This window comes from Nocardia grenadensis NBRC 108939 (assembly GCF_001613445.1).
GTDB lineage: Bacteria > Actinomycetota > Actinomycetes > Mycobacteriales > Mycobacteriaceae > Nocardia > Nocardia grenadensis.
The window spans coordinates 19334-39747 of the sequence record NZ_BDCJ01000002.1 but is presented as its reverse complement, the minus strand read 5'-3'; the positions used below and the strand labels follow the sequence as shown (position 1 = coordinate 39747).

Annotated in this window: 22 protein-coding genes, 2 pseudogenes and 1 riboswitch; of the genes and pseudogenes, 11 read left to right on the top strand and 13 right to left on the bottom strand. The window is 69.1% G+C overall.

Annotated elements, in window-relative coordinates:
• Window positions 1–78 precede the first annotated feature (78 nt).
• The 3 genes from NGR01S_RS01215 to NGR01S_RS01205 are packed head-to-tail and all read right to left on the bottom strand — an operon-like array spanning window position 79 to window position 3204.
• Entirely contained in the window at window positions 79–1251 is a 1173-nt protein-coding gene (locus NGR01S_RS01215; RefSeq protein ID WP_063034298.1) for a sulfotransferase family protein, read from the bottom strand.
• Between the two features lie 13 nt (window positions 1252–1264).
• A complete protein-coding gene (locus NGR01S_RS01210) occupies window positions 1265–2041 on the bottom strand; it encodes an SDR family oxidoreductase (RefSeq protein WP_063034297.1) in 777 nt (258 codons plus the stop codon).
• On the bottom strand, window positions 2041–3204 hold the full coding sequence (locus NGR01S_RS01205) for a hypothetical protein (RefSeq protein WP_063034296.1): 1164 nt from the start codon (window positions 3202–3204) through the stop codon (window positions 2041–2043). The genes NGR01S_RS01210 and NGR01S_RS01205 overlap by 1 nt, the downstream gene beginning before the upstream one ends.
• A gap of 81 nt (window positions 3205–3285) precedes the next feature.
• Here NGR01S_RS01205 and NGR01S_RS01200 point away from each other — a divergent pair, with 81 nt between their 5' ends.
• The 3 genes from NGR01S_RS01200 to cysC are packed head-to-tail and all read left to right on the top strand — an operon-like array spanning window position 3286 to window position 7000.
• Complete coding sequence (locus NGR01S_RS01200) at window positions 3286–4197, top strand: helix-turn-helix domain-containing protein (RefSeq protein ID WP_063034295.1); 912 nt, start codon at window positions 3286–3288, stop codon at window positions 4195–4197.
• A 32-nt stretch (window positions 4198–4229) separates the two neighbouring features.
• Window positions 4230–5162 (top strand): sulfate adenylyltransferase subunit CysD, encoded by a 933-nt coding sequence (gene cysD, locus NGR01S_RS01195; RefSeq protein ID WP_063034294.1) that lies wholly within the window; start codon window positions 4230–4232, stop codon window positions 5160–5162.
• Window positions 5162–7000 (top strand): adenylyl-sulfate kinase, encoded by a 1839-nt coding sequence (cysC, locus tag NGR01S_RS01190; RefSeq protein ID WP_063034293.1) that lies wholly within the window; start codon window positions 5162–5164, stop codon window positions 6998–7000. Before cysD ends, cysC begins: the two co-directional genes overlap by 1 nt.
• Before the next feature lie 159 nt (window positions 7001–7159).
• Here the strand turns inward: cysC and NGR01S_RS01185 are convergent, their stop codons facing one another.
• The 3 genes from NGR01S_RS01185 to NGR01S_RS01175 are packed head-to-tail and all read right to left on the bottom strand — an operon-like array spanning window position 7160 to window position 8575.
• Window positions 7160–7708 carry a universal stress protein gene (locus NGR01S_RS01185; protein WP_063034478.1) on the bottom strand — a complete coding sequence of 183 codons (549 nt, stop codon included), beginning with the start codon at window positions 7706–7708 and terminating at the stop codon, window positions 7160–7162.
• A gap of 13 nt (window positions 7709–7721) precedes the next feature.
• Window positions 7722–8087, bottom strand: a complete 366-nt coding sequence (gene crcB, locus NGR01S_RS01180; RefSeq protein ID WP_063034292.1) for a fluoride efflux transporter CrcB — start codon at window positions 8085–8087, stop codon at window positions 7722–7724.
• Window positions 8087–8575 carry a fluoride efflux transporter FluC gene (locus NGR01S_RS01175; RefSeq protein WP_063034291.1) on the bottom strand — a complete coding sequence of 163 codons (489 nt, stop codon included), beginning with the start codon at window positions 8573–8575 and terminating at the stop codon, window positions 8087–8089. Before NGR01S_RS01175 ends, crcB begins: the two co-directional genes overlap by 1 nt.
• Before the next feature lie 16 nt (window positions 8576–8591).
• Window positions 8592–8680, bottom strand: a riboswitch (Fluoride riboswitch).
• A gap of 134 nt (window positions 8681–8814) precedes the next feature.
• On the opposite strand from NGR01S_RS01175, the gene NGR01S_RS01170 reads away from it, so the two are divergent.
• From NGR01S_RS01170 to NGR01S_RS01150, 6 genes and pseudogenes are all read left to right on the top strand, one after another.
• A complete protein-coding gene (locus NGR01S_RS01170; protein ID WP_063034290.1) occupies window positions 8815–10611 on the top strand; it encodes an acyl-CoA dehydrogenase in 1797 nt (598 codons plus the stop codon).
• A gap of 32 nt (window positions 10612–10643) precedes the next feature.
• Window positions 10644–10757: pseudogene (locus tag NGR01S_RS32125) on the top strand (hypothetical protein); the annotation flags it as partial.
• Between the two features lie 171 nt (window positions 10758–10928).
• Window positions 10929–11234: pseudogene (locus NGR01S_RS32120) on the top strand (FadR/GntR family transcriptional regulator); the annotation flags it as partial.
• The gene (locus tag NGR01S_RS01160) at window positions 11231–12109 is read left to right on the top strand and encodes an ABC transporter ATP-binding protein (RefSeq protein ID WP_084480274.1); all 879 of its coding nucleotides are present in this window, start codon (window positions 11231–11233) and stop codon (window positions 12107–12109) included. The pseudogene NGR01S_RS32120 and the gene NGR01S_RS01160, both read left to right, overlap by 4 nt.
• Window positions 12106–12711 carry a QsdR family transcriptional regulator gene (locus NGR01S_RS01155; protein ID WP_245664375.1) on the top strand — a complete coding sequence of 202 codons (606 nt, stop codon included), beginning with the start codon at window positions 12106–12108 and terminating at the stop codon, window positions 12709–12711. Before NGR01S_RS01160 ends, NGR01S_RS01155 begins: the two co-directional genes overlap by 4 nt.
• Before the next feature lie 20 nt (window positions 12712–12731).
• The gene (locus tag NGR01S_RS01150) at window positions 12732–13283 is read left to right on the top strand and encodes a nucleotidyltransferase family protein (RefSeq protein ID WP_063034288.1); all 552 of its coding nucleotides are present in this window, start codon (window positions 12732–12734) and stop codon (window positions 13281–13283) included.
• 238 nt (window positions 13284–13521) lie between these two features.
• On the opposite strand, the gene NGR01S_RS01145 is transcribed toward NGR01S_RS01150, so the two are convergent.
• The 6 genes from NGR01S_RS01145 to NGR01S_RS01120 form a co-directional block, all read right to left on the bottom strand.
• Complete coding sequence (locus NGR01S_RS01145) at window positions 13522–14133, bottom strand: DUF305 domain-containing protein (RefSeq protein WP_063034287.1); 612 nt, start codon at window positions 14131–14133, stop codon at window positions 13522–13524.
• An 81-nt stretch (window positions 14134–14214) separates the two neighbouring features.
• Entirely contained in the window at window positions 14215–14676 is a 462-nt protein-coding gene (locus tag NGR01S_RS01140) for a hypothetical protein (protein WP_063034286.1), read from the bottom strand.
• A gap of 118 nt (window positions 14677–14794) precedes the next feature.
• Window positions 14795–15106 carry a hypothetical protein gene (locus tag NGR01S_RS01135; protein WP_063034285.1) on the bottom strand — a complete coding sequence of 104 codons (312 nt, stop codon included), beginning with the start codon at window positions 15104–15106 and terminating at the stop codon, window positions 14795–14797.
• 337 nt (window positions 15107–15443) lie between these two features.
• Window positions 15444–15692 (bottom strand): phosphopantetheine-binding protein, encoded by a 249-nt coding sequence (locus NGR01S_RS01130; protein ID WP_063034284.1) that lies wholly within the window; start codon window positions 15690–15692, stop codon window positions 15444–15446.
• Between the two features lie 156 nt (window positions 15693–15848).
• A complete protein-coding gene (locus NGR01S_RS01125) occupies window positions 15849–16937 on the bottom strand; it encodes an NAD(P)-dependent alcohol dehydrogenase (protein ID WP_063034283.1) in 1089 nt (362 codons plus the stop codon).
• A gap of 2 nt (window positions 16938–16939) precedes the next feature.
• Complete coding sequence (locus tag NGR01S_RS01120) at window positions 16940–17407, bottom strand: DUF4334 domain-containing protein (protein WP_063034282.1); 468 nt, start codon at window positions 17405–17407, stop codon at window positions 16940–16942.
• 90 nt (window positions 17408–17497) lie between these two features.
• On the opposite strand from NGR01S_RS01120, the gene NGR01S_RS01115 reads away from it, so the two are divergent.
• On the top strand, window positions 17498–18130 hold the full coding sequence (locus NGR01S_RS01115; RefSeq protein WP_063034281.1) for a TetR/AcrR family transcriptional regulator: 633 nt from the start codon (window positions 17498–17500) through the stop codon (window positions 18128–18130).
• On the opposite strand, the gene NGR01S_RS01110 is transcribed toward NGR01S_RS01115, so the two are convergent.
• The gene (locus NGR01S_RS01110; protein ID WP_063034280.1) at window positions 18085–18750 is read right to left on the bottom strand and encodes a TetR/AcrR family transcriptional regulator; all 666 of its coding nucleotides are present in this window, start codon (window positions 18748–18750) and stop codon (window positions 18085–18087) included. The genes NGR01S_RS01115 and NGR01S_RS01110 overlap by 46 nt on opposite strands.
• Before the next feature lie 270 nt (window positions 18751–19020).
• Between NGR01S_RS01110 and NGR01S_RS01105 the strand changes: the two genes are divergently transcribed.
• A complete protein-coding gene (locus NGR01S_RS01105; RefSeq protein ID WP_063034279.1) occupies window positions 19021–20406 on the top strand; it encodes an NAD(P)/FAD-dependent oxidoreductase in 1386 nt (461 codons plus the stop codon).
• Window positions 20407–20414: the final 8 nt, after the last annotated feature.

Sequence of the window (20414 nt, the reverse complement as noted above, 5' to 3'; positions counted from 1 at the left end):
CGGATGCCGTATCGGGCACGGTGCGCCGGGCGGGGCGGCGCCGCCGGTTTCCCGGTCCAGCCGCCCGCCGGATACCGCTCAGGCCCGGCTGCCACCCGGGTAGTGCGCGTCCAGGTAGGGCGCGAATGCGGCGTCCACCCCCTCCGGCGTCAGCCCGAAATCGTCCAGCGAGTACTTGTGGACGGGCCGGGCCGCGCCCGAGGTGGATTCACCGTGCAGAGCGGTCATCCGTGCCCGGGCCGCGTCGGTGAACTCGATGCCGAACTGCGTGTAGATCTTCTCGACGGTGCCGATCGGGTCGGTCACGAAATCCTCGTAGTACACATCGCAGAACTGCGCCGCCGGATACTTCCTCCGGTCTTCGAGGAAGGTCGTCGCGCCGCGCGACCACAGTTCCAGCTGCGCGGCCCCCACCACGGGTCCGCGGAACTTCTCCGACCAGCCCGCGGTCGCCTGTTCGTTCAGGCTGCAGACCGAGGCGACGATGGTGCGCGGTACCCGGTGCATCTGGATCACCAGGGCGTCGGGGTAGACGGCGAGCAGCGCGTCGAGGGCGAACAGATGGCTCGGATTCTTCAGCACCCACCGCCGGCCGGGGTCGTTGAGGCCGATCAGTTGCAGATTCCGGCGATGCCGGGCGTAGGCCGGTGTCCAGTCCTGCTCACGTAGCCATTCCGAGTAGCGGGGCAGATAGGCCAGGCACTCGTAGGAGACCGACATCGCCGACTGCCGTAGCAACTGCCAGCACTCCTCCACCTGGTCCGCGGAGATATGGTGCACGCCCATGAATTCGGGATGCTCCACATGATGTTTCTCGTAACCGGCCTGCAGGCGCGCGAACACCGGGTTCTGTTCCCAGGTCTCGCGGGGCGGGCGGGGTTGCGGCATCTCGGTCAGCCACATCTCCAGGCCCTGGTGGCCGGGGTCGGCGGTGAGCAGGCGGTGCACCGCTGTGGTGCCCGAGCGCGGTAGCCCGGTCACGAAGATCGGTCGTTCGATCGCGAGCTCGGCGTGCTGCGGGTACTGCTTCCACCCGGCTTCGCTCAGGGCCCGGGCGATCAGGGCGCCGCGCAGCAGCGCGCGATTGACCTTGTTGCCGAACGGGGTGAGTTCGGCGTCGTGTTCATAGGACTCCAGCAGCACCGACAGGCCGGTGCGGTAGTCGTCGTCGCCGAAATCGTCGAGTCCGACCACCTTGGTGGCGGAGGCGTGCAGATCGTCGATGGTCCCGACGTCATCCCTGCCGATCATCTCTTCTAACTCCTCAGTGGTGGAATTCGCCGCAGTTCACGTCGAGACAGGTTCCGGTGATCGCCCGCGACATCGTGGAGGCGAAGAAGACGACCGCGTCGGCGATCTCGTCGGGTTCGGGCAGCCGGCGCAGGTCGATATCGGCCGCGGTCTCGCGGTAGATATCGTCCGCGCTCACCCCGCGCTGCTGGGCCAGATAGTCGAAATACCACTTCAGCGTGTCGGCCCAGATCCAGCCCGGAGCCACGGAATTGACCCGGATTCCGCGCGGTCCCAGTTCGGTGGCCAGGCTCTGCGCGAGCGCCAGCAGTGTGGTCTTGGCCATCTTGTAGGGGCCGTAGGGCTGCCGGGAGTGCCGCAGTACCGCCGAGTTGATCATCACCACCGAGCCCTTGCTCTCGGCCAGGGCGGGGGCGAACAGGCGGGTCAACCGCAGGGCGGCGAAGACATTGGTCTCCAGGTTGGTCCGCAGATCGTCGAAGGCCACCTCGGCGAGGTCGACCATGGGCGGCATGGCGAAGGCATTGTTCACCAGCGCGTCGACCCGGCCGAACTCCGCGTGAGCGGTGGTGACCAGATTCTGCGCGGCGGCGTCGTCGGTGATATCGGTGGGCACCACCAGCGCCCGCCGGCCGAGTTCCTCGACCCGGGCCGCGACCTTGCGCAGCCGCTTCTCGGTGCGCGATACCAGCACCACATCGGCACCGGCCTCAGCGCTCCGCAGCGCGATCGCCTGTCCCAGCCCCGGGCCGATTCCGGAGACGACGACGACCTTGTCCTGCAGCGACATCAGCCGAGCATCCTCTCCGCCACCGCGGCCTGCCGGACCGCGATCCGGGCTTTCCAGTCCTGCGGGGAGATGCGCGACTCCTTGTAATACGGCAGCCGGTCGGGCAGTTCGTCGAAGGACACCAATTCCACGGCCGGCCCGTCCTCCGGTGTCATCTCGCGGGACAGCCGCTGCCACCGGAACTGCAGATAGGCGCGGTCGTGGCCGGTGCGTTCGATCCAGTTGATCAGGCCCGGATCGCGTTCGCTGATCACCAGCCGGATCATCCCGTCGGGATCGACATTGGCCTGATCGGCATTGAGACTGGTCTGGTGGTTGATGTAGTCCAGCGACAGATACCACATACTGCCGAGTTGGAAGCCCTGGTAAGGGGCGTCGGACTTGGGCACGGTCAGGATCATGACCTGGTCGTCGGTGAGGTCGTAGTGTCCGACCGAGGAGAACTGGGTGGACAGACCGCCGGGGGTGCGCCGGGGTTCGGTCATGGTGTTGACCGGCAGGTTCAGATAGAACCATTCGGGGAAGGCCAGAAAGGTCTTCAGCCGTGACACCAGCATCTTGCCCGCGACATCGTAGCGTTTGGCCATCAGGTCGGAGGTGATGGCCGGCGGGGCGGAGCCCACGGTGTCGACCCGGCCGATGCGGACGGTACCGGCTTTCTCGTTCGCCCAGTCGCCGTAGACTTCCCGGACCGCGAGCATGCTGGAATCCGCCGCGAGTTGGATATGGTTGCGGCCACCCGGGCCGGGGCCCAGAGTCAGTTCGTAGCTGCCGTCGGCGGCGATATCGATGGAGCGGTCGTCGAAGGCGGTCTCCCCGCCGGGGACCTCGGTCGGCGAGTAGTTGCCGTTGAGTACCTGGAAGCTCAGGTCACGGGTGGTACCGCGGGTGCCGGTGACCACGTACTCGGCGTCTGGCCGCAGGTTGGCGTGCCAGTAGAGGGTGTCCGGGTTGTCCAGGGCCATCTTGGTGTAGGGCCCGGTGGACTGGACGAAGAACGGGAAGTCCCGCTCGAAGGCCCACGACATCTGGATGGCGGCACGGATACTGCCCGCGAGGTAGTCGTACCCCTCGGCGAGATCCTGTGCGGTGCGGATATGCGGGGCACTCTTGATGATTTCCTCGGCGGCGGCGATCGATTCCGCGAACGGCTGGGTCAGCACGATACTCCCGATGTTCCATATATGTACCGCCCTGGTACATTGCGATACCGAGAAGATTAGAACCTGTTCTAGGAGTGGTCAATGACGGCAGAGGTTTCGGAGGTGCGCGAAGTCGGGCGCCGGTCCGCTCCCACCCAGCGCGTGGTCCAGGTGATCGACTATGTCGTCGCCCGGCGCGGCCGCCGGACCGGACTTTCCGAAATGGCCCGCGACCTGGGCCTGGCCAAACCCACCTGCCTGGGCATCCTCACCGAGCTCACCGCGGCCGGCTACCTCACCCGCGATCCGCGCACTCGCGAGTATGGCCCGGGCCCGGCCCTGATCGCCGCGGGCCAGGTGGCCCAGGAGAGTTTCTCCATCGCCGCGCTCGCCCATCCCGAACTGGAACGATTGAGCGCGACCTACGGCACCACCTGCACCGCCTCCGCGGTGGTAGGCGAACGGATCAGCGTCCTGGACAGCGCCGGACCGGCAATGGTGCAGGTCGGGGCCACCTACCGGTTCGCCCCACCGGTCGGGCTCATGTACGTGCTCTGGGACACCGAGGCCGCTTTCGACGCCTGGCGCGCCACCGCGCCGACCGTCCCACTACACCAGGACGAGACCCTGCTGCGCCATATCGTGGCCGAATGCCGCGAGCGCGGCTACCTGGTGGAGAGCATGACCGGTGCGGGCCGCCGGCTGTATTCACTGCTCGCCGGAGTAGCCGGTCTGGATCTGCCCGAGGAGCTGCGCACCGCGGTCGCCGAGCTGGTCGGCACCCTCGGCGAACGGGTCTATCTGGGCTCCGACCTGCGACCGCGCAAGGAACATCCGGTGAGCCTGCTCGCCGCACCGACCTACGACGTGGCCGGCCGCCAGCAACTGGTGCTCACCATGTACGTCGGCAAACCGATCACCGGCGCGGAAATCGCTCGCCGGGGCGCCGCACTGGTGGCCGCGGCCGACGCGGTCACCGCCGCGGCGGGTGGCCGGCCGCCGGCAAACCGTTGACCAAATATAGAAACGTGTTCTAGTTTTTAGGCGTGAGCCAGCACACGAAGTCGGCGGCGAGTACATACGAGCTCTCGCATCAGGCCGCACTCGAGGCCGAATCGGTCCATATCCTCCGGGAGGTGGCCGCCACCTTCGAACGTCCCGTCCTGCTGTTCTCCGGCGGCAAGGATTCGGTGGTGATGTTGCATCTGGCCACCAAGGCGTTCTGGCCGGCCCCGGTCCCCTTCCCGATCCTGCACATCGACACCGGGCACAATTTCGACGAGGTGATCGCCTATCGCGACGCCGCCGTCGCGAAGTACGGGTTACGCCTGCTCGTCGGCCGGGTCCAGGACGATATCGACGCCGGGCGGGTCACCGAGGACACCGGGCCCCGGTCCAGCCGCAACCGGTTGCAGACCGCCACCCTGCTGCGCACCCTGCGCGAGGGCCGGTTCGACGCGGTCTTCGGCGGCGCCCGGCGCGACGAGGAGAAGGCCCGCGCCAAGGAACGGGTCTTCAGTTTCCGCGACGAATTCGGCCAGTGGGATCCGCGCCGGCAGCGCCCCGAACTGTGGAACCTCTACAACGGCAAACACCGCCCCGGCGAACATATCCGGGTGTTTCCTCTGTCCAACTGGACCGAACTCGACATCTGGACCTATATCGCGAGCGAAGGTATCGACCTGCCGTCGCTGTACTACGCGCACCGCCGCCCGGTGGTCCAGCGCGACGGCATGCTGCTCGCGCACACCAGGTTCCTGACCCTGCTCGACGGTGAGGAACCCCAGGAAGCGCTGGTGCGCTTCCGCACCGTGGGCGACGCCACCTGCACCGGCTGCGTGGAATCGACCGCCGCCACCCCCGCCGAGGTCGTCGAGGAAGTGGCGACCGCGCGGGTCACCGAACGCGGCGCGACCCGCGCCGACGACCGGATCTCCGAGGCCGGGATGGAAGACCGTAAACGAGAGGGCTACTTCTGATGAGCACCCTGCTGCGCCTGGCCACCGCGGGCAGCGTCGACGACGGGAAGTCCACGCTGATCGGACGGCTCCTCTTCGATTCCAAAACCCTGTTCACCGACCAGCTCGACGCGGTGGAACGCACCAGCCGTGAACGTGGCCAGGACTACCCCGATCTCGCGCTGCTCACCGACGGCCTGCGCGCCGAACGCGAGCAGGGCATCACCATCGATGTCGCGCACCGCTATTTCGCGACCCCGCGGCGCAAGTTCATCATCGCCGACACCCCGGGGCATGTGCAGTACACCCGCAATATGGTCACCGGAGCCTCCACCGCCGACCTCGCGCTCATCCTGGTCGACGCCCGGCACGGGGTGGTCGAACAGACCCGCCGGCACGCGTTCCTGGCCTCGCTGCTGGGCGTCCCGCACCTGGTGCTGTGTGTGAACAAGATGGATCTGGTGGATTATTCGGCGCAGCGGTTCGCCGAGATCCGGGAGGAATTCGCCGGTTTCGCCTCCCGACTGCAGATCGCCGACCTGACCTTCATCCCGATGTCGGCGCTGCACGGCGACAATATCGTGCACCGCAGCGCCACCATGGACTGGTACGAGGGCACCCCGCTACTGCACCACCTCGAAGAGGTGCATATCGCCTCGGACCGCAACCTCATCGACGCGCGCCTGCCGGTGCAGTACGTGATCCGCAGCCACACACCGGATTTCCGCGGCTACGCGGGCACCGTCGCCAGCGGGGTCTGGTCGGCCGGCGACGAGATCAGCGTGCTGCCCTCGGGTCTCACGACCACGGTCACCGGGATCTGGGGGCCCGGCGGGGTACCGCTCGAGCAGGCGTTCCCCCCGCAGGCGGTCACGGTTGCCCTCGCCGATCAACTCGATATCGGCCGCGGCGATATGCTCTGCCGGCCCGCCAACCGCCCGCAGGTCGGCCGGGATCTGGACACCATGGTGTGCTGGTTCAGCGACGAGGGCCGGCTGCGCCCCGGCGCATCCTATACCGTCCGCCACACCACCCGCAGTATGCCCGCGCAGATCCGCTCGCTGGACTACCGCCTCGATGTGAACACGCTGCACCGGGACGAGGAGGCGACCGCGCTGTCGCTCAACGAGATCGGCCGGGTGCAGTTGCGCACCCGGCAGCCGCTGCAGTTCGACCCGTATCGCCGCAACCGCACCACGGGTAGTTTCCTGCTGGTCGACGACACTACCGGCGATACCGTGGGCGCCGGGATGATCACCGGGCCGAGCCTGCCCTCCTCTCGGGTGGTGTGGCACGCGAGCGCGGTGGAGCGGTCCGAACGCGCGACCCGGGGGCTGATCGTCTGGCTCACCGGACTGTCGGGCTCCGGGAAATCCTCGGTGGCGGTGGAACTCGAGCGCCGCCTGGTGGCCGCGGGGCGCCCGGCGTTTCTGCTCGACGGCGACAATCTGCGCCACGGCCTGAACGCGGATCTGGGTTTCGGCGCGGCCGATCGCACCGAGAACATCCGCCGGGTGGGTGAGGTAGCCCGGCTGTTCGCCGAATCCGGAACCGTCGCCATCGTCTCGCTCATCAGCCCCTACCGGGCCGATCGGGAGCGTGCGCGGGACACGCACACCACCGCGGGCATTCCCTTCGTGGAGGTTTTCGTGGACACCCCGCTGGAGGTGTGCGAGGCCCGCGACCCCAAAGGCCTCTACGCGAAGGCCCGGGCCGGCGAGGTTCGTGGTTTCACCGGTATCGACGATCCCTACGAGGCGCCGATCGCACCGGCACTGGTGCTGCGCCCGGAGGACGGCGATCCGGCCGCCATGGCCGGCGCGATCCTGGCGCTGCTCGCCCGGGAGGAGAGCGCCTGACCCGCGCGGTGGTAGGAACCGGTGGGAGCCGTCGGCGGGACCGGTTTCGTCGGCGCTCGGTCGCGGCGCCCGACGGGATCGCGCGCCGCCTACCGCCCAGGCCGTGTTCTGCCCGGTACTCCTGAATTCAGGAGTTCCGCCGACCGGGTGCGTCGCGGATCACGCTCCGTCCGGTTTCCGAGCCCTCGCGGGTGCGGGGACCAGGAGCACAGGCCGGTGGGCGTGGTGGACCAGCGTTGCGGAGACCGATTCCCCCAGCAGCCGCTCCAGCAGCGATACCAGCCCGCCGCGGGAAGCACCGATGATGATCATCTCCGCGTCGTAGGCGTCGGCGAGCCCGGCCAGCAGCTGCGCCGGGCGACCCGGGCGGCTGTAGTAGGCCCAGGGCCCCGCTGCGTGTTCGAGCATCGCGCAGGCCGTACGACGTTCCCGCTCGACCGCCTCGGTCACGGCTCGTTCCCAGTCCGCCGCATCGGGGTCGATCGGCAGGTCGTCGGTGTCGACGATATGCGCCACATGCAGGAACGCGCCGATCCGGGCCCCGAGGTCGAGCGCGTAGGACAGGGCGGCGTGGCCGGCAGGGTGGCGGTCGAACCCGACCACCAGATGGCAGCGGGCCACGGTGGGCGATATGGGGCCGTCGATCCGGTGCGGAGCCCGCCAACCCGCACCGCCGGGTGGGGGCTCGCGGTCGTCGTGGTCGGTCATCACTCCCCACTCCTCACAGTCCGGCCAGCGCCAGGCCGGCACCGCCGGCCGCCAGTGTGATCAGCAGGCTGCCGAACGCGTTACCGGTCGCCGCCGCGTAGCGCTGGTTCTGGATCAGGCGCACGGTCTCGAAACTGGCGGTACTGAAGGTGGTGTACCCGCCACAGAACCCGACACCGACAATCAGTTCGAGGTCACGGGCGGCACCGTGGAACAGCACTACACCGGTGACGACCCCGAGGATGAGCGAACCGGTGACGTTGATCACCAACGTGGCCCAGGGAAACTGCGATGTGCGGCGATGCTTGATAACCCCGTCCAGCACGAACCGTGCCATCGCGCCGGCGCTGCCGGCGACCGCGATCCATACCGTGGTCATCACAGCCCTTTCGCCCGCCCGGACCGCATCCGCGCACCTACCGCGATACCCGTGGCGGTGGCCACCAGCCCGGCCGATACGGTGCCCACCGCGTAGGTGGCCGCGGACGACCAGTGGTGGCCCCGTAGCAACAGGTCGGTATCCACGGCCAAGGTGCTGTAGGTGGTGAATGCCCCCAGAAATCCGGTACCCACACCCAGCCGTGCCCGCCGCCGCCAGCCGTTGTCGGGGCCGAGCCGCGTCAACCCTTCGAGCAGCCAACCCAGCGCGAACGCACCGGCAGTGTTGATCGCGAACGTCGTCACCGGCCACTCACCCACCGAATGCGGAAACCACACACCGAGCTGGTATCGCAGCGGAGCACCGAACACCCCGCCGACCCCGACCGCCACGACCGCCCACACCCGCAGATGCAGCGGGGTGACAGCAGTGGTCGAAGTGTCGGGATCGATGGGTAGAGCCGGATGTGGATCCGCATGCTCGGCCATAGGACAGACTCCTTCCATGGGGGAAGGAACCATCAGCCCCCGGAATACGAGGCGGTTCAGACATCCCTGCGGGCGTCTCGGCGGAGATCCATCGCCGCGCCCAGCATAACCCGGCGGCGCCCGCGTACATGTGGCGCCTCACCACCGGAGGAAGGTCGGAGACGGGTGGTGGACCGGCAGAGCGCCGACCGCCGCACGACATTTGATACTCTGGCGATAACTTGTACCGAAAGGGTGTTATGCGGTCTACTCTGCTGTCCCGGCGCGACCTCGAGTTCCTGCTCCACGAATGGCTCGCGGTCGAGGACCTGACCCGGCGGCCGCGCTTCTCCGACCATTCACGCCAGACCTTCGACGCCGTCCTCGACCTGAGCGAACAGCTGGCCACCAGGTACTTCGCCACCCACAACAAACTCAACGACGCCCACGAACCCAGCTTCGACGGCGAGACGGTCACCATCATCCCGGAGGTGCGCACCGCACTGACCGCGTTCGCCGACGCGGGCATGGTCGGGGCCACCATGGACGCGGAGCTGGGCGGCGCGCAACTCCCGGCCGCGGTGGCCCAGGCCGCCTTCGCCTGGTTCCACGCCGCCAACCCTGGTACCAGCGCTTACCCGCTGCTCACCATCGGCAACGCCAATCTGCTCATCGCGCACGCCGACGAAGAACTGGTGCGACGTTTCGTCCCACCGATGCTGGAAGGCCGCTACTTCGGCACCATGTGCCTGTCCGAACCCCAGGCCGGTTCCTCGCTGGCCGATATCGTCACCCGGGCCGAACCGCGCGATGACGGCACCTACCGCATCTTCGGCACCAAGATGTGGATCTCCGGCGGTGACCACGAACTCGGGGACAATATCGTGCACCTGGTGCTGGCCAAGATCCCCGGCGGGCCGGTGGGCACCAAGGGCATCTCACTGTTCGTGGTCCCCCGCTATCTGGTGAACGAGGACGGTTCCCGCGGCGAACGCAATGACGTGACGCTGGCCGGGCTCAATCACAAGATGGGTTTCCGCGGCACCGTCAATACCGTGCTCAACTTCGGTGAGGGCCGCTGGACGCCGGACCGCTCCCCCGGCGCGATCGGCTATCTGGTCGGTGCACCGCACCAGGGGCTGAAGTACATGTTCCACATGATGAACGAGGCCCGCAGCGGAGTCGGGCTGGTCGCCGCGGCACTCGGCTACACCGGCTACCTCGAATCGCTCGAGTACGCCCGCGACCGCCCACAGGGCCGCACCAAGGGCGCCGCCGACCCGGCCTCTCCGCAGCGCCCGATCATCGAACACGCCGATGTGAAGCGAATGTTGCTGGCACAGAAGAGCTACGCCGAGGGCGGCTTGGCGTTGGTGCTGTACTGCGCGCGGCTCATCGACGAACAACGGACCGCCGGTTCCGACGACGAACGCCGCGCGCTCACCCTGCTGCTGGACATCCTCACCCCGATCGCCAAGAGCTGGCCCTCCCAGTGGTGTCTGACCGCCAACGATCTCGCCATCCAGGTCCTCGGCGGTTACGGCTACACCCGCGAGTACAACGTCGAACAGCACTACCGCGACAACCGGCTCAACCCGATCCACGAGGGGACGCACGGCATCCAGGGCCTGGACCTACTGGGCCGCAAGGTGACCCAGCAATCGGGCGCGAGCCTGCGTGAACTCGACACCAGGATCCGGGAAACCCTCGCGGCCGCCCGGGCACTCGGCGGGGAGACCGCCGAGCTCGCCGACCGGCTCGACGAATCCTGGAGCCGGCTGGTCGCGGTGACCGGCGGCCTGTTCGCGGCCGGCGATATCGAGGTCGCCCTGGCCAACAGCTCGGTCTACCTGGAGGCGTTCGGCCACCATGTGGTGGCCTGGATCTGGCTGGCGCAGACGGTTGCCGCCCACGGCCGCGACGGCGACTTCTACGACGGCAAACGGCACGCCGCCCGCTACTTCTTCCGCCATGAGCTGCCCCGCACCGGCCCACAGCTGGATCTGCTCGCCGGCCTGGACACCACCACCCTCGATATGCGCGAGAACTGGTTCTGACGGGTCGCGCGCATCCGGCCACCGGTTTCGCGGTGTACCGGCGCGAGATACGGGTGGCGGACGCGGCCGGTGGCCGAGCGCGGGCTCGACCACCGCTGTCGTCACCCCGACAGCACCGAAGCCTGTGTTGGGTGTATCTACATCTCATCGAGGACTACGCCCGGCTCAACGGGCACGCGGATCTGCTGCGCGAACGGATCGACGGGCGCACCAGGGACGGAGCCCCACCGGTCTCAGGCGGGACTTCCGGCCGCGCGCAGCACCGCGGCGGGGTGGCCGATCGTTCAGGCCCCGCCGTGGCGGTCGAGGAGAAGCTCCGCACCCTGGCCGGCCGCGCGGCGCCCGGCCTCTCGGTACCCGAGCACGTCGATGCCGATACGGCCTTCCATCGCGCCGTGATCGTGGCCGCGCACAACGACATACTGATCCAGCTGTTCGATACCTTCCTGCCGCGGCTGCGGATCGCGATGATCGATATGCTGCACATCCACCCGCTCCCCTCCCCACCCACCGATCACGCGGCGCACGAGCGGCTCGCCGCCGCCATCGCCGCCCGCGACCCGGACGCCGCGACCGCACTCAGCCGGGATCATCTGCGCGCCATCAAGGAGGCCTTCTCGTGACCACACCCGTCCTGGAGCTGACCGATGTCACTTTCCGGCGCGACGGCAACCAGATCATCGACGGTATCTCGCTCACGGTGCGCGCGGGTGAGCACTGGGCCCTGCTGGGCCCCAACGGCGCGGGCAAGAGCACACTCCTGGGTTTCTGCGGCGCCGTGACCCACCCGACCACCGGCACTGTCCGGGTGCTCGGCGAGCAGCTCGGCCGCGCCGAGCTGCAGCGGCTGCGGCGCTCGATCGGGCATGTCGACCCGCGGCATCCGCTGCGCTCACCGCTGCCGGTGCGCGATGTGGTGCTGACCGGACTCACCGGGACTGTGGACACCCCGCCGCGCTGGGCACCGACCGACGCCCAGATCGCGGCGGCGACAGAAGCACTCGTCGCGGTAGGAATGGCCGCGAAGGCCGAACGCTCCTGGTTCACCCTCTCCCAGGGGGAACGTGGGCGGACCCTCATCGCCCGCGCGCTGATCACCGCACCGCGCCTGCTACTACTCGACGAACCGACCACCGGGCTCGATGTGGCCGCCCGGGAACAGCTGCTGCATACGATCGACGCGCTGGACCGGGCCTACCCCGAACTCGCCTCCGTCCTGGTGACCCACCATCTCGAGGAGTTGCCGACGACGACCGGCCATGCGCTGCTGATCGCCAACGGGCGGACGGTCGCGGCGGGCCCGGCGGCCGAAACTATCACCACCGCGAATATTTCCGCGGCGTTCGACCATCCGGTGCAGGTCACCCGGGAAGGCGGCCGGTGGTCGGCGCGATCCCCGCTGACCCAGCCGGTCCGACCCGCTCTACACTCGATACCCACGACCGGACCACCACCACTTTTAGATACACAAGACAATGCATGTACCATAACGTGGTGACCACCGCGAGCCGCACTTCCAGACCGCCCGGCCGGCCGGCCTCGGCCACCCGGGAAGAAGTAGTAGCACTGGCCCGGCAGGCTTTCCTGGCCGGGGAACGGGTCGACATCCAGGCGATCGCCGCCCAGCTCAAACTGAGCCGCGCCTCCATCTACCGCTGGTTCGGTTCCCGCGACGGCGTGCTCGGCGCCGTGCTGGCCGGGGAATTCGAATCCCTCATCGAACGCGCGGACGCCCGCCGGCGCGAATCGGGCGCCCGGCGCATCCTCAGCGTGCTGGACCGGGTCAACCGCTGGATGGCCGGCAACGAACCGTTCCGCCAGTACTTCGAGAACGAGCCGCTGGCGGGCCTGCGCATCCTCACCGCGAGTGACGGCCCGGTCCAGCCACGCATCCTCGTCGCGGTGGAACAGCTCATCACCCGGGCCGAGGAGCAGGACGGCTACACACCCCGGCTGGAACGGTCACTGCTCGCCTACTCCCTGGTGCGGCTGGGCGAGGCATTCCTCTATCAGGACAACGTGACCGGGCTGCGCGGTGATGTGGACCGGTTACACCGGGTACAGACGGCCCTGCTGGGTATCGACCCACCCGGCAACTGAACATCGGCGAGGATCTCGGCATGGATGACGGAAACGGCGTCGCGGGACTGGTACTCGCCGCGGGCGCCGGCCGGCGTTTCGGAAAACCGAAGGCCGAGGTGCTGTTCGAGGGCGAACGGCTGGTCGACCGGGCCGTGCGCCTGCTCCGCGACGGGGGTTGCGCCCGGGTGGTCGTGGTCTCCGGCGCGGTAGAGTTGCGGGTGCGCGGGGCCACGGTGGTGCACAATCCACGGTGGGCGACCGGGATGGGTTCCTCGCTGACCACCGGCCTGGCGGCAGTCCACGAAACCGCGGCCGTGGTCGTCCCCGTCGATATGCCGTGGCTCGGTGCCGAAGCCGTCCGCAAACTGCTCACCTGCGGCGCCCGCCTCGCGACCGCCACCTACAACGGCCGTCCCGGACATCCGGTGCTGCTCGGCGCCGAATACTTCGCGGCGGTGGCCGCCGAAGCGGTCGGCGATATCGGCGCGCGCGGATTCCTCGCCGCCAATTCCGCACTGGTTCAGCGGGTGCCGTGCGACGGCACCGGTTCGCCCGACGATGCCGACACCCCACAGGGTCTGACCCGGTGATCGGCGGCGCGCATCCCGTCGGTTTCCCGCGGCCCCGGCGCCACGGTGCAGATCGGCGGCGGGGTGCCCGACAGCGAGCGCGCCGACCCGCCGTGGCGCAACGCGACGATTGCCGCCGCGCTCACCACCCCGATCGCCGCACTCATCGGACCGGCCCGGAGGCCACCCACTGACGCGTGCTCGGAGCTCTTGGAGCGGAAGGACCGGCGCGTGTATACACGCGCCGGCCCTCTCGGTGTCAGCCGTTCAGCAGTTCCTGCATCTGCTGGATCTCGGCCCGCTGTGCATCGGCGATCTGCTGCGCCAGCGCCTTGGCGTCGGGGTCGGCACCCTCGGCCAGTTCGGTTCCGGCCATCTGCACCGCACCCTCGTGGTGGTCGATCATCATGGTGAGCCACATCCGGTCGAATTCCGGACCCCGGGCCGCCTCGAGCTGCATCATCTGCTCGTGGGTCATCATGCCCGGCATGGTTTCGTGGTCCATTCCGCCGTGCCCGCTGCCCTCGGGTACCGCGACGCCCCAGTCCCGTAGCCATCCGGTCATGGTGGTGATCTCCGGATCCTGCGCCTGCTGTATCCGCGCGGCCAGATCGATCACCGCCGGATCGCTCGAACGGGACGGCACCAGCGCGGCCATCTCCACGGCCTGGCGATGATGCGGGATCATCCCCTCGGCGAAACGGATATCGGCCTGATTGTGCGCACCGGCCGCCTGCTCGCTCGCCGTGGCGGTGCCGGCCGGCGACGAGGTCACCGGAGCGGTGTTGTCGTCACCGTTACCGCATCCGGTCAGTACGACCGCACTGATCAGGACCGCGAGCGCGGTTCCGGTGCGTAGTTTTCCGATCATGGTTGCTCCTGCGAATTCAAGTGTGTGTTGCGTGGGACCAAGCGGCACCGCGACCCGGGATACGGGTCCGGCGGGCGCCGATCACAACCGCAACACGCCCAGAACTGCCAGGCGCTGCGCTATGGGCACAGGTGGTGGCCGGGCCAGCGCCCGCGGCCGGGCCGTGGCCGCGGGCACCGGTTGCCTCGCGAACGGATATCGCCGCAGCGCCGCGAAGATCAGTACCGAGGCCAGCGCGGCCATCAGGACGGCCAGGCACAGGTGCAGTAGATCGTGGCCTGCACCGTGGCCGGCCGGGGCGTCGTCGCGCGGGGCCGGCACGTGCGCACCGGACGAGGACGGACAGCACGGCCGCGCCGCCTCCTCGCGCGACCGTCCCACCTCCGGGACGAACGCCGCCGAGACGAGTGCCGGGGAGCCGGCCTCCGGATGGTGCGTCGTACTGCCGGCTCGGGCAGGCAGATGGTGCATACCCGAAACGGCCACCGCCAGCACGGCCGGTAGCAACCAGCGCGCCAGCACGCCCGCGAGACCGGAGTACACCGCTCGAATCTAACATCGGCCCGACGGGCGGGCCCCTCCGCTCGCGCTCGCCGCACCTCGGCGGAGGCGCCGAGCGCGTTCCACGAGCCCACGCCCGGACGGCGGAACCCGCCGGACGTCAGCCCATGATCGCGTTCATGATCGTCCCGGCGCTCGTCGCCACCACACCGCCGGCCATGGCGCCGGCGATCTGTTTGGGCGCCGTCAGCGCACCGCCGTTCCACTTCTCCCAGGCGAACTTGCCGCCGCCGAAGACTATCGAAGTGACACCGGACAACAGGACGAACCAGGTGAGGTACCTGGTCATCTGGATGATCTTGTCCGACAGCGGGGGTGCTTCCGGACTCGGATCACCCAGCTGGGCGAGTACGGCGTAGTGGTCGTGCAGTGCCGGAAGGCCATCGTGCAGTGCAGTGAGGATCGTGCTCATCTGGTCGTGCCCCTCTCGGATGCCGGTACATGCGGTGGCGGCGAATGCCGATTCCGTAAAGCCGAACCCGACCGGTTATTGAAGCGCAAATCGGGGCGCGATGGGGTGAGACTCACCGGTTTTTTCTGGTCGGGCCGGTGAGCGGCGGCGTGTCGTATGCGCGACACGCGCGTCCTGGAGGTTCCCGCTATCGATCGGCATCCAATTCCGCGGATCGACCGGGCGGCTCCGCGCGGGTCACCGAGCTGTTACAACACGGCCTCGACACGCCCGCCGTCCGGCGTGCTCCGCCGCGGCGGCGAGCGGCGGACGATCCGCGCGGGCCGGACGGACCGGATCAGGGCCGGGCGGCCGTCCGCACACCGAGCAGTCCCATGAGATCGGAGGTCCGGGCGGCGGCGACCTGCCGCTGGGACAGCCCGAGGCCGTACGCCTTCTCCACCAGCACGACGATCGACAGGATCGTCAACGAATCCACGTCGAGATCGTCCAAGGCGGCCTCGCGCGGGATCTCGTCGAACTCCAGATCGCAATGGGTGTGCAGGAATTCCGCGACATGGTCCCGGATCGGCACGGTATCGGGCATCGCGATCGACCTTGCCACTGTCCGGCACCGCGCACCGGGCGAACGGCGCCGTCCGCCCGGCCTCCGCAGCACGGACTCCGGATACGACATCGGGATGTGCGGTACCGTAACGGGTTTCGTCGCGCAGATGTCCGGACACCGAACACGGCCGGATGACTACCAGGTGAGTACCGGTTTGATCACCGTGCCCTCGTGCTGCGCGGCGAGGGCCTTGTCGATCTCGGTGTAGGGGAAACGGGTCACCAGCCGGTCCACCGGAAGCAGCCCGCGGGTGTGCAGATCGAGCAGGTGCGGGATGAAGGTGGCCGGTTCGGCATCGCCTTCGAGGCAACCGCGAACCGTTTTGCCGCTCAACACCAGATCGCGCACATCGATCTGCGGGACACCCGCGCCCAGCCCGACCGCGACCACGGTGGCGCCGGTGCCCAGCGCCGCGAAGGCCGCGGCCAGTACTTTCGGCGACCCGGTGGTGTCCAGGGCGTGCGTCGCACCACCCCCGGTGATTTCCCCGATCACGGCGACCGTATCGGCCGCCCCTGGATCCAGTACCTCGTCGGCCCCCAGGTCGCGGGCCAGCTCCCGGCGGGCCGCCGCCGTCTCCACCACCACGGTGCGGACCCCGGGCACCGTGCGGGCGGCCAGTAGTGCCGCCGACCCCACCGCGCCGGCACCGTAGATTGCCAGCCAGGCCCCCGATTCCGGCCGCAACGCGTTCAGCACCGCGCCGGCGCCGGTCTGGAAGCCGCAGCCGAACGAGGCGGCGACGGCCGGATCGGCCGCCGGGTCGACGACGATTGTATTGTCCGCGGTGGCCAGCGCGTAGCCGGCGAAACTGGATTGACCGAAGAAACCGTCCCGGACCGGCAGGCCTGCGACCGTGACCCGCGGGGAGCGGTCCGGTCGGCGACCGAAGTGATTGAGCGCGGTGGAATTCCGGCAGTAGGCCGGCCGCCCGGCCGCGCAGTTCGGGCAGGCACCGCAGTGCCGGAAGGTGAGGACCACGTGGTCGCCCGGCGCCACCGAAGTCACCGCCGACCCGACCGATTCGACGGTCCCGGCGCCCTCGTGGCCGAGCAGGACCGGCCGGTCCGGTTTACCCAGCACCCGATTCGCCAGGTCGGTGTGACAGATACCAGCGGCGGCGATTCGCACCAGGATTTCGTCGTCGCGGGGCTCGTCGAGGTCCACCGTTTCCACCGAGAACGGTGCCGCCGGATCGCGGGACAGGACCGCCGTCGTCTGCATCGCTACACCCGTTCCAGCAGGAAGTAGAAGAACTGGCCGTCGGCGAGCACCAGTTCCGGGCGTCCGTTCATGATGCCCATCAGTGTGGTGTCGTCGAGCCATTTGAAGTGGTCGAAGACGGCGCGGCCGTCGTAGACCATCGTGGCGGTCACCTCACCCCGGAATTCGATATTCCACAGTGTCGCCTCGCCTTGGCCGAGTTCGACATTGGAGAAGAGAGTGCCGTCCTCGGCGCGGCAGATGAGCGGTTTGGCATCGCCGAGCGCGTGGAAGGTCTTGCCATACCAGCGGCTCTTGGCCAGCGCCCGGCACAGCGGATGCCCGGTCTGGAAGGCGCCACCGCGCCACTCGCCGAGGATCTCTTCGGCGCGGGCGGGCCGCAACCGTGCCCAGAGATCGTCGAGCTCCGCCACCGAAACGCCTTCGGTGAGCTCCCGCAGTCGCTGCCACCGTGGTTTCTCCGCGCTCATATCTGTCCCATCGACGGGTTCGGCGAACCATCTGGTTCGGCAACGACGATAGTTCCGAACCATCCGGTTCGGCAAGATAGGATTCGGGGTATGCGCGCGGCAGGCCAGGCAACCCGGGACCGGATTCTCGCTGCCGCCACAGCGGAATTCGCCGAGTACGGCACGGCCGGTGCCCGGATCAATCGCATCGCCGCGGCCGCGCACGCCAGCAAGGACCGCCTCTACGCCTACTTCCCCGGCAAATCCGAGCTCTATGCCGCGGTCACCGAGCAATGGACCCGGCAGACCACGACCGAGACCGCGCTGCGGGCCGACGATATCCCCGGCTATGTGGGGCGCCTCTTCGACCATTTCCTGGCCCACCCGGAGAATGCCCGGCTCCAGGCCTGGGCCGAGTTGGAGCCCGCCGACGAGCACATCGACCGGGTGCTGCGCCGTACCATCGATCCCAAGCTCGCCGAGATCCGCCGCGGGCAGCGGGAGGGTTTGGTCACCACCGATATCGCGGCACCCATGCTCCTGCGCATGCTCACCGACCTCGCCCGCAGCACCGCCGTGCACGCGGGCCTCGGGCCGGCCGCCCGGATCGCCACCCAGCGATCCGCCGTAGTGCTCGCGGCCCAGCGTCTGGTCGGACGGTTCCCGGCGGAACCACCGGCCCCCCGCCCTGACTGCGATCAGGCCGTGCCGGCCGGGCCACCACCGGCGGGGGCGTCGCCGTAGACCACCAGCCAGATGGAGCGGCCCAGCGCGGCCGCCAGTTCCGCGTCACCGATCCCGGTCGGCACCGCGAACGCGGTGGTGATGGAGCGTTCCACCATGGCGGCCAGCACCAGCGCGGTCGCCGCGGGTTCCAGTTCGGGCGCGACGCGACCGGCCGCACGATCTGTTTCCAGGCGGGCGCGGACCAGGTCGACGAAGGTAGCCACCCGGGCCCGCCAATAGGCGCCGACATCCCGGTCGTAGGCCGCGACCTCACTCAGAGCCAACAGCAGATAGCGGTGGCGGCGGAACCCGGCGATCATCGCGCTCATCGCCCGCCGCACCCCCGCCTCCCGCTCGGTGTGCTCGGCACCCCACCACCGCTCGGCGGCCTCGAACAGATCGGCCGTGGCCAGGTCGGCGGTCCGGATCAACAGCTGGCTCTTGTCCGGGAAGTACCGGTAGAAAGTGGAGCGTGCCATCCGCGCGGTGGCGGCGATCTTCTGTACCGCGATCTCGGTGAACGGAGTGCCATCGGCCAGCAGATCCTCGACTGCCCGGAGGACCCGCTGTTCGAACTCGGCCCGGCGGTCCTCGTCCGATTTCCGGGCGGACCGCGGGGTCCGGGTCAGCGAGGGCATCCGGCACTCCCCGGCCCGAGCGCACGGTGCAGTGGATATCGGCTCGCAAAGTCCATGGCAGACATTGTGCCCGCCTTTGTCCACGCCGGCCGGTTCCCCGCCGGCGCACCCCTCGGGTTCCGCCGCGAGCCCCGAGGCAGTCGACGCGATCCGGCACAGCGCCGGAAAACTGTGCGGGACAGTGCCGATCGGATAGTTGACAATCACGCCGACGCACCGCACCATCAATCGGACATAGTGTCCGAGACTCGATGACCGAGGACGGTTACCGTGGCCGAGTCCCCCAGCGCGGTCGAGCAGGCCGATACCGTGGTCGTCGGCGCCCGGTGTGCCGGTTCCGCCACCGCGGCCACTCTCGCCCGAGCGGGCCGCCTGGTCGTCGCACTGGACAGCTCGCGCTTTCCCTCCGACACCTTGTCCACCCATCTGCTGTGGCCTGCCGGAGTCGCCGAACTGTCCCGGCTGGACGCACTCGACGCCGTCGAGAAACTGGGCGCGCCACGACTCACCCGGGCCTACGCCGCCGCGGCGGAGTATGCGATCGCCAGCAGGTTCCCGCAGGTCGACGGGATCGACTACACCCTGTGCGTACGCCGCACCGGCCTCGACCACGCGCTGGTGCGCACCGCCCGCGCGGCCGGGGCCGAAATCCGCGAGAAATGCCGGGTGACCGAACTCGTCTGGGACGGTCGGCGCTGTGCCGGTGTGCGCTATATCGACCCCAACGGCCGGCTCGTCGAGATCCGCGCCGCCCTGGTGGTCGGCGCCGACGGCCGCCGGAGCACCGTAGCGAAACTGGCCGGGGCACCGACTCCGTACGAATCCACGCCCAGCGGGCGCGACTGCTATTTCGCCTACTGGCGCGACCCCTCCGGCGACCGGCGCGATATCGCCGCACAGTGGCGGGTGGGCGCCGATCTCGGCACCGCCTTCCCCTGCGACGACGGGTTGCTGTTGAGCCTGGTCCAGCCGCCGGCCGCAGCGGGCCCGCCGCGCCCCGGCGACGCCGAGGAGCGCTATACCGCCGCGCTCGACCGCATCCCGCCGCTGCGGGAGCGGCTGCGCGATTGCGAAAGAGTGGGCCGGGTACGGTCGGCCACCGATATCGCCTCCTATTTCCGCCGTTCCAGCGGGCCGGGCTGGGCGCTCCCCGGTGACTCCGGTCATTTCAAGGACCCCGTCACCGCTCAGGGCATCCGCGACGCCCTGCACTACGGACGCCTGCTGGCCGAAGCCGTCGCACCGGTTCTCGACGACCCCGTCCGGCTGGACCGCGCCGTCGCCGCATGGGAGCGCCGGCGGGTACGCGAATGCCGGGAGATCTATCACTGGACCAACCGGCTCGCCCGCGGCACCGCGATGAGCCCGCTCGAAGTCGAGCTGTACCGCGCCGCGACCGAGGATCCGACCCTGGCGGCGATCACCATCGGTATCTTCTCCCGCACCCGGCGGCCCGCCGAGCTCTACACCCCGGCGCGCATGGCCCGCCTCGCCGCCGGGGCGCTGTGGCACCACCGCGGCGATCCGAGACCCGCGCTCGCCGATATCGCGCACGAAATCCGTTCCGTTGCGGACGAATTCCACACTTCCTGCACCACATTGCACGGCGCCCCGCCCGCCGTGCCCCCGCCGTCCCCCGGTACCGCCACCGCCTGACCAGGAGT

Excerpts from the sequence above, each read along its gene's own strand:
- NGR01S_RS01120 (WP_063034282.1), bottom strand. The coding sequence starts at position 17,407 with ATGAGCGCGGAGAAACCACGGTGGCAGCGACTGCGGGAGCTCACCGAA.
- NGR01S_RS01200 (WP_063034295.1), top strand. The coding sequence starts at position 3,286 with ATGACGGCAGAGGTTTCGGAGGTGCGCGAAGTCGGGCGCCGGTCCGCT.
- NGR01S_RS01135 (WP_063034285.1), bottom strand. The coding sequence starts at position 15,106 with ATGAGCACGATCCTCACTGCACTGCACGATGGCCTTCCGGCACTGCAC.
- NGR01S_RS01125 (WP_063034283.1), bottom strand. The coding sequence starts at position 16,937 with ATGCAGACGACGGCGGTCCTGTCCCGCGATCCGGCGGCACCGTTCTCG.
- NGR01S_RS01130 (WP_063034284.1), bottom strand. The coding sequence starts at position 15,692 with ATGCCCGATACCGTGCCGATCCGGGACCATGTCGCGGAATTCCTGCAC.
- cysC (WP_063034293.1), top strand. The coding sequence starts at position 5,162 with ATGAGCACCCTGCTGCGCCTGGCCACCGCGGGCAGCGTCGACGACGGG.
- NGR01S_RS01215 (WP_063034298.1), bottom strand. The coding sequence starts at position 1,251 with ATGATCGGCAGGGATGACGTCGGGACCATCGACGATCTGCACGCCTCC.
- NGR01S_RS01145 (WP_063034287.1), bottom strand. The coding sequence starts at position 14,133 with ATGATCGGAAAACTACGCACCGGAACCGCGCTCGCGGTCCTGATCAGT.
- NGR01S_RS01110 (WP_063034280.1), bottom strand. The coding sequence starts at position 18,750 with ATGCCCTCGCTGACCCGGACCCCGCGGTCCGCCCGGAAATCGGACGAG.
- NGR01S_RS01170 (WP_063034290.1), top strand. The coding sequence starts at position 8,815 with ATGCGGTCTACTCTGCTGTCCCGGCGCGACCTCGAGTTCCTGCTCCAC.
- NGR01S_RS01115 (WP_063034281.1), top strand. The coding sequence starts at position 17,498 with ATGCGCGCGGCAGGCCAGGCAACCCGGGACCGGATTCTCGCTGCCGCC.
- crcB (WP_063034292.1), bottom strand. The coding sequence starts at position 8,087 with ATGACCACGGTATGGATCGCGGTCGCCGGCAGCGCCGGCGCGATGGCA.
- NGR01S_RS01210 (WP_063034297.1), bottom strand. The coding sequence starts at position 2,041 with ATGTCGCTGCAGGACAAGGTCGTCGTCGTCTCCGGAATCGGCCCGGGG.
- NGR01S_RS01150 (WP_063034288.1), top strand. The coding sequence starts at position 12,732 with ATGGATGACGGAAACGGCGTCGCGGGACTGGTACTCGCCGCGGGCGCC.
- NGR01S_RS01185 (WP_063034478.1), bottom strand. The coding sequence starts at position 7,708 with ATGACCGACCACGACGACCGCGAGCCCCCACCCGGCGGTGCGGGTTGG.
- NGR01S_RS01175 (WP_063034291.1), bottom strand. The coding sequence starts at position 8,575 with ATGGCCGAGCATGCGGATCCACATCCGGCTCTACCCATCGATCCCGAC.